12 protein-coding genes are annotated in these 14,304 nt (G+C 70.0%); 8 read left to right on the forward strand and 4 right to left on the reverse strand.

The features are described from left to right. The first annotated feature begins 178 nt into the window (after positions 1–178). The 7 genes from POL72_RS33560 to POL72_RS33585 all read left to right on the forward strand — a co-directional run bounded on the left by POL72_RS33560 (position 179) and on the right by POL72_RS33585 (position 7,899). On the forward strand, positions 179–1,333 hold the full coding sequence (locus tag POL72_RS33560) for a serine/threonine-protein kinase (RefSeq protein WP_272100861.1): 1,155 nt from the start codon (positions 179–181) through the stop codon (positions 1,331–1,333). A 41-nt stretch (positions 1,334–1,374) separates the two neighbouring features. Further along, positions 1,375–1,584: an AAA-type ATPase lid domain-containing protein gene (locus tag POL72_RS52170; protein WP_444547646.1), complete on the forward strand. Its 210-nt coding sequence runs from the start codon at positions 1,375–1,377 to the stop codon at positions 1,582–1,584. A 221-nt stretch (positions 1,585–1,805) separates the two neighbouring features. Next, the gene (locus POL72_RS33565; RefSeq protein WP_272100862.1) at positions 1,806–2,270 is read left to right on the forward strand and encodes a hypothetical protein; all 465 of its coding nucleotides are present in this window, start codon (positions 1,806–1,808) and stop codon (positions 2,268–2,270) included. Between the two features lie 76 nt (positions 2,271–2,346). Next, the gene (locus POL72_RS33570; RefSeq protein ID WP_272100863.1) at positions 2,347–3,003 is read left to right on the forward strand and encodes a hypothetical protein; all 657 of its coding nucleotides are present in this window, start codon (positions 2,347–2,349) and stop codon (positions 3,001–3,003) included. 208 nt (positions 3,004–3,211) lie between these two features. Further along, positions 3,212–4,738, forward strand: a complete 1,527-nt coding sequence (locus POL72_RS33575; protein ID WP_272100864.1) for a type I 3-dehydroquinate dehydratase — start codon at positions 3,212–3,214, stop codon at positions 4,736–4,738. 26 nt (positions 4,739–4,764) lie between these two features. Next, positions 4,765–5,955, forward strand: a complete 1,191-nt coding sequence (locus POL72_RS33580) for an acyl-CoA dehydrogenase family protein (RefSeq protein ID WP_272100865.1) — start codon at positions 4,765–4,767, stop codon at positions 5,953–5,955. Positions 5,956–6,405: 450 nt separating this feature from the next. Then, entirely contained in the window at positions 6,406–7,899 is a 1,494-nt protein-coding gene (locus POL72_RS33585) for a hypothetical protein (RefSeq protein ID WP_272100866.1), read from the forward strand. Between the two features lie 24 nt (positions 7,900–7,923). Here POL72_RS33585 and POL72_RS33590 read toward each other — a convergent pair whose 3' ends face one another. Beyond that, complete coding sequence (locus POL72_RS33590; RefSeq protein ID WP_272100867.1) at positions 7,924–9,753, reverse strand: thrombospondin type 3 repeat-containing protein; 1,830 nt, start codon at positions 9,751–9,753, stop codon at positions 7,924–7,926. 525 nt (positions 9,754–10,278) lie between these two features. Here POL72_RS33590 and POL72_RS33595 point away from each other — a divergent pair. Next, on the forward strand, positions 10,279–11,376 hold the full coding sequence (locus tag POL72_RS33595; RefSeq protein WP_272100868.1) for an MBL fold metallo-hydrolase: 1,098 nt from the start codon (positions 10,279–10,281) through the stop codon (positions 11,374–11,376). A 185-nt stretch (positions 11,377–11,561) separates the two neighbouring features. Here the strand turns inward: POL72_RS33595 and POL72_RS33600 are convergent, their stop codons facing one another. The 3 genes from POL72_RS33600 to POL72_RS33610 form a co-directional block, all read right to left on the reverse strand. Beyond that, positions 11,562–11,999 (reverse strand): cupin domain-containing protein, encoded by a 438-nt coding sequence (locus POL72_RS33600; protein ID WP_272100869.1) that lies wholly within the window; start codon positions 11,997–11,999, stop codon positions 11,562–11,564. Positions 12,000–12,405: 406 nt separating this feature from the next. Further along, entirely contained in the window at positions 12,406–13,533 is a 1,128-nt protein-coding gene (locus POL72_RS33605; RefSeq protein WP_272100870.1) for a metallophosphoesterase, read from the reverse strand. 78 nt (positions 13,534–13,611) lie between these two features. Further along, on the reverse strand, positions 13,612–14,283 hold the full coding sequence (locus POL72_RS33610) for a glutathione S-transferase family protein (protein ID WP_272100871.1): 672 nt from the start codon (positions 14,281–14,283) through the stop codon (positions 13,612–13,614). Positions 14,284–14,304 lie beyond the last annotated feature (21 nt).

Consider the following 14,304-nt stretch of genomic DNA (forward strand, 5'->3'; position numbering starts at 1 on the left):
AGCAGGGCGCGGAAGGCTTGCGATGCGCGGGTCGGGTTGATAACAGCGCTGTAGAAAAACAGGGGCTCTGTCGGTATCTCGCACAACACAGCACCTCCGCCGCGGCGGGAGGGGGCTGCGAGGCGCGGACAGGCATGATCCCGAGACGGGGAGGCCCTGGATCGGGTAGGATGGGCGCGTGGTGGATCTCGATGCGATCTCGGACCGAACCTACGTGGCTGCGGGGGCGGACTTCGCGTTCGTGATCACCCGGCGGGGGCGGCTCGTCACCAGACGCGTGCCGCGCGACATGCCCAGGGAGGGCCGCAGCCAGATCGTCGACGCGGCGCTGGGCCTCGGGGAGCGGGGCCGGCTCGGGTGCGTGGAGCTGAGGCGCGAGGATCTGGTGCCGTACGGGGGCGCGGCGCCCGTCGACGTGTACTTCGGGGTGGCCGCCGAGGCGATCCTCTGCGTGGTGATGCCCACGTGGGCGGACCGGCGCGATGTGGCGTCCGCGATCGAGCACGGCCTGCGCGAGATCGACGAGGGGACCCCGGCGGCGTCGCGGCAGGTCCGGGCGGCGCCGCGGCGCACCCGGTCGCGCCCGCGCGGGGAGGCGGTGACCTTGCCGGCGCGCCGGCCGGCCGCCGAGGTGCGCGAGGTGCCGCCGGCGATCAGCGGGGCGGCGGCGTCCTTCAGCGAGCCGCAGCCGCTGGCAGCGAAGCACGCCGCGCCGCCGTCGTCGCCGGGGCGCAAGCGCAGCGCCGTCGCAGGGCTGGTCCTCCTGGCCAACGGGGGGCCGCCGCGGTCGCTGGCGCGCCCGGTGGCGGTGCGCGAGGCGCCGGCGTCGCCTGGGACGCCAGCGCGGCCGTCCGGGTCGTTGCCGGACATCCGCATCGGCGAGGCGACGCTCGGGCGCGAGAGCCTCGATGCGATCGGGCGAGAGCTCGGCGGGGCGTGGCCGTCGGCGCCCGAGATCCGGATCGGCGCGGCGCCGGTGGGGGAGGGGGCCGCGGCGGTGATCGGGGCGGAGATGCCGGAGCCGGCGCGGGCGGGCTCGATGCCGGAGGCGGTGCGCCTCGAGCTGGTGAGCATCAGCCGCGAGAGCCTGATGGAGATCGCGGCCGAGGAGGGGCGCATGGCGGCGGCGGGGCCGAGGCCGTGGGCGCCGCCGGTGCGGCCGGTGCAGAGCACGCAGCCGTGGGAGGAGCCGCCCGAGGACGCGGGGCGCATGGCCGAGGCCGAGAGCGGGGCCGGCGAGGCGGCGGCCGCGGAGCTGGAGGGCGAGGCGGGGGAGCCCGAGAGCCAGATTATCGAGGTGGGGCCGGCGGGGCGGGGCGCTCGCGCGGGCTGAGGCGAGAGCGGGGGAGCGTCTCGGTCGGCGGAGACGCGACGCTGGTCGCTTACGCATGGCCGGGAAACGGGCGCGAGCTACGCAACGTGATCGAGCGGGTGTCGTGCCTGGCCGCCGCAGGGGAGCTCGGGCGCAGGGCGCTCGTGGATATCGCGCCAGAGCTCGTGCCAGGCTTTGCGATCGGAGGAGGTGAGCGCGAGGCTCCTCTCCTTCGCGCTCGCTCCTCCGGAGGACGTAGCGGCGGAGCCTGAGCCGAAGTGTCGCCTGCCAGGCGACAACCTGCCGGCGCGATGTGACCGCCGCGCGACAACTCGCTCGCCCACGGAGACTGCCAGTCACGCCGAGCACCACGAATCCAGGCTTTTCGCGCTCCCGGAAGCCCACGGCACGGGCGCTGCAAAACGCGGCTGCGGGCGCGGACGGAGGGCACCGCTCCCGACAAACAACAGTTGCCCTCCGGAGAACTCCTCACATGAGCACCACCTTCAAGAGCTTCCTCCTCGCCGCCATGGCCGCCGTCTCCGTCGGTGCTGTCGCCGCGCCCGCCACCGCCAGGACGACGACGGCGAGCGCCGGGACCACCGTCGCGCCTTCCGATCGCGCGTGCTTCTCGGAGTACTGGGGCAACATCTACAACAACGGCTCTACCGGCTGCGCTGGCCCGCGTGCCTGGCTCGTCCCCGCCGTCGTGGACCACGCCGGCTGGACCAACTTCTCGGTGGGCGGCATTGCCTTCAACCTCAGCAGCGACGTGAGCTGCCGCGCCATCGGCACGAGCTGGGACGGCTACGTCTGGGATCTCTATGCGGCGAAGTCGCTCACCTCCGTCAACGTGTTCCAGCAGATCAACGTGACGAGCTACCACACCGCCAACGGGTCGTCGTACCTGGCGTGCGACATCACCCCCAACGGCCGCATCACCACTGTGACGTACTGAGCACGACGGCCGGCCCCGGGGAGCGCGCCTCCCCGGGCCCGTCCCGCAGCGAGCGACACTTGCTCTGGAGACAGCCATGAAGAACGGTCATGTCATCGTCACATTCGTCGTGCTCGTCGGGGCCGCCGCCGGGTTCAACGTGATGAGCGAACGGCGGCACGAGAAGCAGCTTGCGGGCCTCCGCACCGAGATGCAATCGCTGTCCGTGTCGGTGGAGGCGGCGCAGGGCCGCCCGCCGAACAAGGCCGTTCTGACCGCGGCCGCGCCCGTGCTCGCGCGGCAGACGGCTCCGCTCGCTCCGGACCCGGGGCAGGATGACGAGGACGAGGCGTCGCCCCGGGGCGATGCGCAGGACGAGCCGGCCCGCCCCACGCTCGAGCCCGCGGAGATGAAGAGCGAGCTCGACACGGTATTCGCGTCCGAGCGCCCCGACCCCGCCTGGACCGCGGAGGCGAGCCGCACGGTCAGCTCCCGCGTCGCCGCGGTGCTGCCCGAGTCATCGGCGCTGCGCAACGTCGATTGCCACGGCAGCATGTGCCGTATCGAGACGAGCCACACCGACTTCGAGAGCTACCGGCGCTTCGTCCAGGGGGCCTTCATGACCCCCGGCTCCCGGATCTGGAACGCCGGCTTCTTCGCCTCGCCGCCGATGCCCGACGAGAGGGGCGAGCTGACCGCCACTGTCTACCTCGCGCGCGAAGGCGAGCCCTTGCCGGTGAGCATGGTGCAATGAGCAGCCATGCGCGCGGGAGGATTGCCCATATGGAGGAGCTCGCCCGCGAAGAGCAACGGCGTAACCTTCAGTGACTGTCACGGCGACGCGACGTCCTCATGCGCAGCTCCGCCACCCCTCCTGCGCACCTTTGCCATCATGGGATCTGACGCGCCCTGGCACGCGCCATGCACTTGCTTCGGGCCGAGGCGCGACAAGGCCTATGCGAGTGCGCGAGATCGTTCCTGAAGTCGCCCTGATCGCCACGCTGACGAGGCCGCCCTCGCGCTCCGGCGACGAGCTCACGGCGCTGCCGGCGAGGGTGCGCTTCGTGGAGGTGCGCGCGGATCAGGTGGGCAGCGTCGATCCGGGCGTCCTCCGCCGCCATTTCAATGGAAAGCTCGTTTACAGCCTGCGGAGCCGCCGCGAGGGGGGCTCGTTCGACGGCGAGCTCGCGGCGCGCCATGAGCGGCTGATCGCAGCGGCGGAGCGGTACGATCGCGTCGATCTCGAGGCCGAGCGGGATCTGGTGCCCCGCGTCCTCGAGCGCATCCCGGCGGAGCGGCGCGTGATCTCGTGGCACGGGACCGCGGCAGACCGCTGGGACTACCGCGGTCGGCTCGGCGTGCTGGATCGCGCGGCGGCGTGGCTCTATCGGATGGTGCCGACCGTGACCCGCACGGCCGAGGCGCTCGCAGCGCTGGAGTTCCTCGCGGAGCTCGGACGGCGGGACGTGACGGCGTTCGCCGCCGGCCCGGCGGGCACGTGGACGAGCCTCCTCGCCCCCCGCCTGGGCGCGCCGGTCGCGTTCGGTGCGGTCGAGCTCCGCGAGCCGGACGCGGGGGAGATCAGCGCGGCGCAGCTCGTCGCCGACTACGGGCTGCCATCGCTCAAGCCGGTGCGCGAGCTGTTCGGTATCGTCGGCTCGGTCGTCTCCCGCTCGCTGTCCCCGAGGCTCCACAACGCGGCGTACCGCGCGGCCAGCGTGCCGGCGTTGTACCTGCCCTTCTCGGCGGAGCGCTTCGAAGACCTCTGGTCCGACAGGGTGCGGGCACGTCTGGCCGCGCTGGGGATGCCTTTGAAGGGGCTCACGGTCATCTCTCCGCACAAGGAGGCCGCGCTCGCGGCCGCGGCCGTGGCGAGCCCCGTCGCTCGGCGCGCGGGGGCGGCGAACCTCCTCGTCCAGCGCGGCCGATCGTGGCTCGCGACGACGACCGATGCCGAGGGGGTCCTCTTGCCGCTGCGCGCGCGGAGGGTCGACGTGGCGAGGCGCAGGGTGGCCGTGGTCGGCTGCGGGGGCGCGGGGCGCGCGGCGGCGGCGGCCTTCGATGGAGCCGGCGCGGAGGTGACGCTCGTGAACCGTGGCCTCGAGCGTGGCCGCTTCGCGGCGTCCCTCTTGGGCCTGCCGTTCGCGCCGCTCGCCGACTTCGCGGTGGGCGACTACGCCATCGTGGTCAATGCGACACCGTGCGCGGGCCACGATGGCGAGTTCCCCTTCGATGTTCGAGGGCTGGCGAGGGGGGCAATCGTCGTGGATCTGGTGGTTGGAGCCGCGCCGACGCCGCTCGTTCGGGCCGCAGAGGCGCTGGGACATACGGTGATCGACGGCCGGGAGGTGCTCCTCGTCGAGGCCCGCCGCCAGTTCCGCCTGATGACCGGGCGGCACATGGCGGCCGAAGCGGCGCGCAAGCTCCTCGACGGCCATGGCAACGAGCGTGCTGACGAGGCAGCGGAGCGGCGGCAGGCGATCGCGTGAGGGGAGAGGAGGAAATAAAGTTGTCGATGTTCAAGCTCCCCCCGGAAAGGCAGGCGCTCGTCGATCGCGTCCGCGCCCTCGCCAGCGAGCGCTTCGCTCCGCGTGCGGGGCGCTATGATCGCGCGGCGGCCTTCCCGGTCGAGGATTTCGAGGATCTGTCCCGCGAGGGCCTGCTCGCGGCGGCGGTGCCGGCGGGGTACGGCGGGCTCGGGCTCGGGCCGCGCGGCGGCGACGCGCTCACCCTGTGGATGATGACCAAGGAGCTCGCGAAGGCCGATCTGTCGCTCGCGCGCTGCTGGGAGGGCCACGCGAACTCGATGGTGCTGCTCGACGCGATGGCGGACCTCGCCCAGAAGGAGCGATGGTTCGATGGCGTCGTGCGCCGAGGCGAGAAATGGGTCGCGTGGAGCGGTGAGCCGCAATCTCCGGCCCCTGGAGAGAAGGCGCGGTTCGGCACCCACGTCGAGCGCGCCCCGGGCGGATGGGTCGTCGACGGCTCCAAAGTCTTCTCCACCAGCGCGGGCGGGGTCGAGTGGGCGATCCTGCTCGTGAACAGCGCTGGGCCCGGCGGCGCGAGGCACGCGCAGGGCTCGCCGGAGGCGCTGCTCCTGCTCGCGTGCGAGCTCGGCGATCGCTCGGTCACGTTCGACGGCTCGTGGTGGGATCCCGTCGGCATGCGGGCGACCGTGAGCCACCTTGTGAAGTTCGATCGTACGTTCATCCCGGAGGAGAACCTGATCGGGGCGCCGGGGCAGTATCTCCGCGAGGGGTGGCAGACGGCGTTCACGCCCCATTACGCGTCGAGCTTCCTCGGCGCGGCGGAGGCGGCCTATGACTATGCGATCGAGTGCATCGCGTCGCAAGGCAAAGGGGGCGATCCCTATGTGCAGCAGCGGGTCGCGCGCATGGCGGTGAACCTCGATACCGCGCAGCTCTGGCTACGCCACGTCGCCTCGCTCTGGGACGGGGCGCGCCACGCCGAGGCGCAGCTCGCGGGGATCCGCGCGCGGCACGTCATCGAGCACCTCGCGGCGGAGACGGTGGACCACGCCATCCGCGCCTGCGGCGCTCGCTCGCTGATCCGCCCGAGCCCCGTGGAGCGCATCCTCCGCGATCTCACGTTCTACCTGCGGCACGACAACGACGATCAGCTCCTCTCGACGATCGGAAAATCGGTGCTGGGGCAGGTGTTCGACCCCTCGTTTTACAAGCCATGAGCGTCGCGCTGCCATGCTCGCTCCGGCGAGGTGGCAGCCTCGTCCTCGCTGCCGCTCTCAAGGAGATCCATCACGCCGTCAGGGACCTGTATCGAGAGGGCGCCCTGTGCTCGCACCGATGGACGTCCTCCTGAGGCGCTCTCGCCTCGAACGTCGGGGCGGTCGGTCCTCCTGAAGCGAGGAGCCACTGGAGGATTTTTCTTTTGAATGATCCTGTGTACTCTCTCACCTCAAAACCTGCCTTCGCACCTCGAAAACGATGACCTGATCCCCTGCAAGCGGATCAGAACGGGCGATAACGTCTCTGATGTGGGGACGTGTAATGCGATTCACAAAATTCCCGTTTCAAGGGCACGTCGGTGGCGAGGGGATTCAGTGTGAAGCGAATTTTCTCATGGAGAGGCACAGCGCATGAACCAACAAGCTCGAACCGTTTTCTCGGTAGTGCTCGTGGCAGCTTCGATGGGCGCGGCCGGGCCGGCCTATGCTGACGTGTCCGTCTCGGGGAGTGTGACGCCCGCTGTCGCTGACCCAGGCGACCCGTGGGATCTCGGGTCGAACGCGCTGGTGGTCGGCAGCGCGCTCAACGCCGAGGAGCCGATGGGAGAGGTGATCGTCAGCCACCAGGGGACGTTGATCAGCGCCGGCGCCTCGGTGGCGGCGGTCCCCTACTCGAGCGGCAGGGTCCAGGTCATCGGATACGGTTCGCGGTGGATCAACCATGGGCAGCTCGCGCTCGGGCTCCGCACCGGGGCGTCCGGCTCGCTCCTCGTCAAACGGGGCGCCCAGGTGACCACCGACGACCTCGTGCTCGGCGTGCGCGGCTATTCGGCCTTCGGATACGTGCTCGTCGAGGGGTACGACGCCTCCCTGACGAGCCAGACGAACGCGTACATCGGCCGCTCGGAGGAGCTCAGCGTCCTCGAGATCAAGCAGGGAGGGAGCTTCTTCTCGAACAACGTATTCATCGCGACGTGCCAGATCTGCCAGGGCGACGTGAACGTCACGGGCTCCGCGACGAGGTGGGTCAACACGGGCGAGTTCATCGTGGGCGCGAACGGCGGCGCGAGGCTGCGCATCGAGCAGGGGGCCCAGGTCTTCACCGCGAACGCGCAGATCGAGACCCGTCCCGGCGGGCCCTACAACTTCGCGAGCTCGGCGATCGTGAGGGGCTGGGACGCCACCTGGACCAACGAGGGGCTGCTGCGCGTCGGGGCCGCCGGCCATGGCGAGCTCACGGTCGGCGCTTATGGAACCCTCGTGACGGAAGAGACGGAGATCCGCTCCACGTACGGCCACGGATTCGTCTGGGTAAACGAGCCCTACGCGTCATGGCGCAACAGCGGCGATGTGACGATCTACGCGACCTTCTCGATTTCCCCGTCGCTCCTCGTCGACGGGCGAGGCAAGGTCAGCATCGGCGGCCTCCTCCGGATCACGCCCTTGGTCGAAGGCGGAACGCCTGGCCCGGAGCCCATCGTGCGCCTCACGCGCGGGGAGCTCACCGCGGGCGCGATCGAGATCCAGGCGCGCGACTTCGACTTCGCCGGCGGCCGCCTGAGCACTGGCAGCTTCGTCGGCGATCTCGCCAATACGCAGGCCGGCGCGCTCTCCGTGGGAGACATCTACGCCTCGACGGAGGTGGCCGGCGATTACAGCCAGGGCCCGAGCGCCACGCTGAGCGCCACCGTGGCGGGCCCGGGCGCCGCGCCGCTCCTGGTCGTGGACGGGGACGTGAGCCTCGATGGTGTGCTGGAGGTGGTCCCGGCGGACGACACGGCGCCGTTCCAGGCCGGGGACACCGTCGCCCTGCTCGGCTGGAGCGGAGAGCTCACAGGGACCTTCGCTGACGTGCACATCGCCCTGCCGCTCGCCCCCGGGCTCGCCTGGGATACCTCCGCGCTGTACACGACCGGAGAGATCACCGTCGTGCCTTCCGCCTGAGCGGAGGTGCGGTACGACGGGAGCTCAGTGGAAGCACACCTCGAGCGAGGGGCGGTCGCCGAGGATGTCGTGCTCGCTCGAACGGTAGCTGGTGAGCGCCGTCAGGTCCTCCTCCAGGAGGAAACCGTGATTCGGGTGCACGCCGTCGACCCACGCCTGGACGAGCGCAGTCAGGTCGACGGTCGCGACGCCGGACGACGCCCCGAGGAACGTCGCCTCGACGGCCGGCTCGAAGCTGTCGGCGAAGCTGCTCCAGGTCACCGTGGACTCCGCCCAGGAGGCGTTGATGCGGTGCACCCGGATCTCCCCTGTGCCGGAGCTGTAGAGCGTGGTGCTGAACGTGGCCGACTCGACGGTGGCCCCGTACGGGATGGAGTCGAGCTCGAAACGGTACAGGGCGTTCTTCTCCGCGCCGCTGCTCAGGCCCGTGTGGAGATAGGGAGCGCTGCCCTCGTTGTAGCTCGGGTACAGCGCCCAGATCGCCGTGTCCGCCACCTGGCCGAAGGTGCCCCGCTGGATCATCACGCAGATGACGTCGCAGGCGTCGCCCACGCCGTCACCGTCGCTGTCGGCCTGGTCGGGGTTGTGGTTGAACGGGCAGTTGTCCGCTCCGTCGCAGCGCCCATCGCTGTCGCCGTCTACCCCGCCCGATCCTGCGCAGGCGTCGCAGGCGTTGCCCACGCCATCACCGTCGCTGTCGGCCTGGTCGGGGTTGTGGTTGAACGGGCAGTTGTCCGCTCCGTCGCAGCGCCCATCGCTGTCGCCATCGGCGTCGCTCTGGTTCGGGTTGAAGCCGTAGCAGTTGTCCTCCCCGTCGCAGACCCCGTCAAAGTCGACGTCGTCGAACCCGGAGCCTCTGCAGCCGTCGCAGGCGTCGCCGAACCCGTCGCCGTCGTTGTCGGCTTGGTCGGGGTTGGTGCGGTCCGCGCAGTTGTCCGCCGAGTCGCAGACCCCGTCGCTGTCCCAGTCGAGGTCCCCGGACGCGTAGCAGGCGTCGCACGCGTCGCCGCGGCCGTTGAAGTCGTAGTCTTCCTGGCCGGGGTTCGGCGTGTCCGCGCAGTTGTCGCAGCGGTCGCCCACGCCATCGCCGTCTGCGTCGCTCTGGTCCGGGTTGGCGTAGAAGTAGCAATTGTCCGGCCCGTTGCAGATCGTATCCGAGTCGAAGTCGTCCGACCCCGGGCCTGCGCAGCGATCGCACGCATCACCGAACCCGTCGCCGTCGGCGTCGCTTTGGTCCGGGTTGGCGGTCGCGTCGCAGTTGTCCTCCCCTTCGCAGAGCCCATCGCCGTCGCTGTCGTCCGATCCCGGGCCCACGCAGCGATCGCAGGCATCACCGAACCCGTCGCCGTCGGCGTCGCTCTGGTCCGGGTTGGCGGTGGCGGAGCAGTTGTCGCACCCCGAGCCCGCACCCGCCATGAGGCCGTCGCCATCCCCGTCCGCGCTCCCCACGGGGAACGGGTTGACCTCATAGGCTTCGCAGATATCCCGGTCGGCGCAGTTGTGGGTGATCATGTTGGCGTCGAAAAGACACGCTGACGCCGCCCCCTCGTCCGACGTGACGTCGATGCGCATGTAGCCCCACAAAACGAACTCATCACCGACCGTTGCGACCTGGAAGTCGTTACAGCTCGCGGGGTTGTAGAGCTCGAGCAACGCCGGATCGGTGATGCTCACCCGGAGCGGCGGGGAGTTGCACTCGCAGTCGTTCGAGCTTGGCACGGTGTCGAGCAGCGTGCCGTTCATGTACAGCGCGAAGCTGTTGTTCGCGCCGCAATCGGCGTGGCCGATGGTGTACGTGATCGCGGTGGTGGCCGCGCGCGCCGCATCGGGCAGCAGCGCGAAGCCGAACAACATGCCAAGCGTACGGAATAGCAAAAAGCCAATTTTGCCGTGACGGCGCATCGTTCCTCCTCGGTTTCGGGGCGCTCGCACCGGAGCGCACGGGGCAAGGAGCACATCCGATCTGCCCGGAGACCCGCCGGGCCGCGCTGCGCCCGTCGAGCTGCACGGTCCAGAGCTCGTCGCCTCCCGCCACAGATGCGACAGCGCTTGCCAAAATTCACCGTCCGGTGAGGATCGCCGCGGCGGGGTCGCTGGAGGCTCGAACGCCGCCGTCATGACGATGGCGGCCTCGACTCCTCGATGCGCAGGTGGATGAAGCGCGGGAGCGCGACGAGGAGAGGCTCGCCCTCCGTCGGATCCACGTTGGACGATCGGTTGATTTTTTTTTTGATGTTTCAGGCATAGAAAGTCTACCTGCCGGGACGTACGGTGCAACGGTGAACGGGCGGCGAACACGGGCCGCCATCCCGCCGAAGGACGTCGAGCAGCGCTCGCGCGCCGCCGACGACCGAAGAGAGCCCGGAGAGAAAGACGATCATGCGGATGATTTCCACGCGGCGAATCGCGTCCTTCGCGGCCTCACTCCTGCTGCTCGGAGGCGCTCTGACTCTCCCCGCCGCGTGCGCCGCCCCGGCCCCGCCGCGCAGCAGCGCTCCGGCGAGCCCGGCGGCTCCGGAGCAGCCCGCCGCGACGCCGGCGGCACCGGCACCGCCGCCGTCTCCGGCGGCGAGCGCGCCGATTCCGTCCGGCGGCGAGAGGCGTCAGGCGGGCTTCTATCACACGCGCGTGGGCGACATCGACGTGACCGTGCTTTCCGACGGCACGTTCGGCCTGGATATCTCGCATGACCTCGTCCTCAACGCCAAGCCGGGTGAGGTCGACAAGCTCCTCGCGCAATCCTTCCAGAGGTCGCCGATCGACGTGTCCTTCAACACCTTCCTGATCCACAGGAACGGCAGGACGATCCTCGTCGACACCGGGTGCGCAGAGCTCATGGGCCCAACGACCGGGAAGCTCCCCGCGTCGCTCTCTGCGGCGGGCGTGAGCGTCGAGAGCGTCACCGACGTCTTCCTCACGCACGCTCACCCGGATCACGTCGGTGGGCTCGTGATCGGCGGGAAGCGGGCCTTCCCGAACGCCACCGTCCACGTGAACCAGAAGGAACTCGACTACTGGATGGACAAGGCGGCCGCCGCGAAGTCCTCGGGGATGCAAGCCCAGTTCTACGCCGCGGCGCAAGCCACGTTGCAGCCGTACCTCGACGCCGGGCAAGTGAAGCCGTTCAACGGAGCGGCCGAGTTCTTTCCGGGGTTCCGCGCGGAGCCGGCGTACGGCCACACGCCCGGCCACACGCTGTACGCTCTCGAGAGCGGCGGCCAGAGGCTCGTTCTGTGGGGCGACCTCGTCCACATCATGGCCGTTCAGTTCGACGATCCCTCGGTGGCGGTGGCCTTCGACGTGAACGCGCCGACGGCCGTGGAGACGCGCAAGAAGGCGCTCGCCGACGCGGCCGACAAGGGCTACCTCGTCGCGCACACCCACGCCCCGTTTCCCGGGCTGGGCCACGTCCGGAGAGACGGAGCGTCCTACCGCTGGGTGCCCGCCCCCTACGTCGACGACGCGAAGAGGAAGTAGCGCGACGCCGCGAGAACGCACGGACGGGCTCCCCCCCGCGGATGGATAACGCGCATGGCCCCTCTCCCTCGATGACGATCGGATCGAGCGCCTCGAGCGCGCTCGATCCGATCGTCACCGGCTTCGCGCCCTCGAGGTCGACCTCGGCGGGAGACAAGGTCCTCAGGTATCCCACGCGAGGACCATCATTTGACCGGCAGCAGCGCGGGCACGCCCCGGTTCTTCACGAGCACGACCAGGAACTTCGCGGGCTTCGTGGTGCTCGCGTTCCGGCCGACGGTGTGGATGTCGTTGGGCCCCTCGTAGAAGGTCTGGCCAGGGGTGAGAGTCACCTCCTTGCCGCCTTTCACGCCCATCACGATCGAGCCCTCGAGGACGTAGATGAAGCCGTGGGCGTCGTGACGGTGCACCGGATCGGCGCCGCCGGGGGGGTAGACGACGGTGAGCATCAGCACCTCCTTGCCGGGGATGTTGGCGAGCTCCTTCGTCAGGAGCGGCGTGACGATCGGCTCGTGCACGGCGGCCGCGGGGCGGGCAAGCAGGCCCACCGCGACGGTCGCCACGATGACGGCGCTCTTCACGAACGTCCAAGTGCGAGAGGCGAGACGGAGATTCTGGAGCATGGGATCCTCGTGGTCGATCAGGAGGCTCGTCGATCGCGAGCGCCGTCTGCACGGCCGGGTCGGCGCGCATGCGAGGAACGCTGCCCAGCGCATCACCTTCGCGCGAGCACGCGGCGTGCCGTCGCAGAGGAGCCGCGTTCCAGGGAACGTCTCGGCGAGATATCCGAGGATCGCGAGGTTCTCGCTCAGCACGAACGTGCGGTCGATGAGCAGGGGAACGGCGCCGCCCGGATCGATCGCGAGATGCTCGGTGATTTGATGCTTTACCCGCCTCTTCCGTGATCCCGCGCCCGACATCGAGATGGCGGCGAAACCACCGCAGCGCGCTCAGGCCGCGAGACCGGCTCGACCTGCACCGCCCTCCAGAAAACCGGTCGAGAGCGAGCGGCAACCACCCGCATCGGGTTCACGAGGGGACGATCAGCTCGGCGAGCGGGAGCAAAGCGTAATCGGTGGCTGCGGCAAACCGCATCTCCCCGTCGATCAGGTAGAGGTCCGTCGCTCCGGGCCGATCGTCCAGGATTCCGAGGTCGTACACGACGACGTCGCCGTCGACGCGCAGCGTGCGGATCCCTCCGATCTCCTTCCGGTACGCTGCCGCCGTGAGCCAGTCGTGACCGAGCTCCGCCTTGCACTTCCTGTGACCGGTGTGACCGGCGACCTGTCGCAGGCCGCGCGGGAGCGACCGCGGCTCGAAGCGCCGTGGCCGCGCCGGATCGAGCTCCCATGCCGGGTCGCCGCCAGGGCGATCGATGTGCGCAGGTCGATGATAGAGGAGGCCGCCACCCTCGTTGCCTGCGGCGCCTGCGACGTGGAGAGGCTCGAGCGAAAGCGGCGTGCGCTCGCCGCGCTGCCATTCCGTGCGCCGCGCGTCGACCGCGGCGCGCATCTGTCGCTCGAGGGCCGCCGCAAGTCGATGCGGATCGCGCTCGTCCGGCATGCCAAGCATCGCGAGCTCGCGCGTCGTCACGCCCGCGTGGGTCAGCAGCACCGCGCGGCCGTCGGGCAGCACGCCTGAGAGCGCGAGATGAAGGCGGCCGCAGAGCAGCAGCTCGATGACGAGCTCGCGCTGGGACTCGCTGAACGACGCGTAGTCGCGCGCCGCGAGCCCCGAGGTCGCCACATCGGGAAACTGCGCCGCGAACTCGTCGCGCTGGCGCCGGGCGGCGGCCTCGGCGCCTTCACGCCGCCTGGTCTCGCTGATCGAGCGCCCGAGCGCGCGCGCCGCAGCGAACCGCACGTCGTCGAGGCCGGCGAGCTCCATGACCCGCGCAGCGTCATGATTGCCGAACAGGAGCCTCACCTGCGCAGGATCGTGGCTCGCCAGCCAGCGCAGCGTGCGGAGCCCCTCCGCGCCCGCGCCCACCGGATCATCGAGGTCATAATCGAAGTGATCGCCGATCGACACGAGCACGACGTCGTCGGCCAGCCGGCCGTCCGCGCCGAGCAAAGCGTGCGTCGCGAGCACGGCCATCACCTTGGCCATCGGCGCCTGCGGGTCGCCCATCACGAAGATGCGCCGGGGCGTCACCATGTTCGACCGGTGGCATTGGCCATGTTCGCGAGTTGTAGCATGTCCTCGACGGCTTCGACAGCAGGGCCCTCCCGGCTTTCAGACCGACTGAGGCTTCGCTCCTGGGACATCTGCGCGCGGCACCTCCGGGAGCTCCGGGGCGTCGAGCCCCGCGAACGGATCGCGCCAGGCGTCGAGCTGCCACAGGCGCGCGTGCCAGGCCGCGACGTGCGGGTAGTCCGCCAGCGGAAGGCCGGCGAGATCCGCGAACGGAAGCACCGACGCCATGCGAAAGTCTGCATACGAAACCGCGCTCCCGACGAGCCAGTCCCTGCCGCTCAGGACCTGCTCGAGCAGCGTCGCCGCTTCGGCAAACCCCGAGAGCCCCTCCGCCACGACGTCGTCGCGGATGGGACCGAGCCCGTAGCGCTGCTTCGTCACGCGCTCGAAGTGGACCTTGTCGCACGCGGCGACGAAGTTGTGCGTGCCCCAGCTCAACCAGCGGATCATCTCCGGTTGCGCGGTGCCCGTGCGCCAGAATTCAGAGCCCGTGAGCTGCGAAAGACGGCACGCGATCGCGTCCGTTTCCCAGAGCGAATGGTCCCCCTCGACCAGGATGGGCACGCGCAGGTTCGGATTCAGCGCTCGAAACTTCTCCTGCTGTGAGGGGTCGAGAGGAGCCGCGTGGACGTATTCCACGGGTGCATCGAGGTAGCGCGCCACGGCGACGGCGACCCGTGGATTCAAGTTTCGGCTGAAGTACAGCTTCATGGAGCGTCCTTTCCTGCCAGC

Origin of the sequence: Sorangium aterium (genome assembly GCF_028368935.1) — a bacterium.
In the GTDB taxonomy this organism is placed as follows: Bacteria; Myxococcota_A; Polyangia; order Polyangiales; family Polyangiaceae; genus Sorangium; species Sorangium atrum.

Bases quoted from the DNA above. Each gene is read 5' to 3' on its own strand.
- POL72_RS33565 (WP_272100862.1), top strand. From the start codon at position 1,806: ATGAGCACCACCTTCAAGAGCTTCCTCCTCGCCGCCATGGCCGCCGTC.
- POL72_RS33570 (WP_272100863.1), top strand. From the start codon at position 2,347: ATGAAGAACGGTCATGTCATCGTCACATTCGTCGTGCTCGTCGGGGCC.
- POL72_RS33580 (WP_272100865.1), top strand. From the start codon at position 4,765: ATGTTCAAGCTCCCCCCGGAAAGGCAGGCGCTCGTCGATCGCGTCCGC.
- POL72_RS33590 (WP_272100867.1), bottom strand. From the start codon at position 9,753: ATGTTGTTCGGCTTCGCGCTGCTGCCCGATGCGGCGCGCGCGGCCACC.
- POL72_RS33595 (WP_272100868.1), top strand. From the start codon at position 10,279: ATGCGGATGATTTCCACGCGGCGAATCGCGTCCTTCGCGGCCTCACTC.
- POL72_RS33600 (WP_272100869.1), bottom strand. From the start codon at position 11,999: ATGCTCCAGAATCTCCGTCTCGCCTCTCGCACTTGGACGTTCGTGAAG.
- POL72_RS33605 (WP_272100870.1), bottom strand. From the start codon at position 13,533: ATGGTGACGCCCCGGCGCATCTTCGTGATGGGCGACCCGCAGGCGCCG.
- POL72_RS33610 (WP_272100871.1), bottom strand. From the start codon at position 14,283: ATGAAGCTGTACTTCAGCCGAAACTTGAATCCACGGGTCGCCGTCGCC.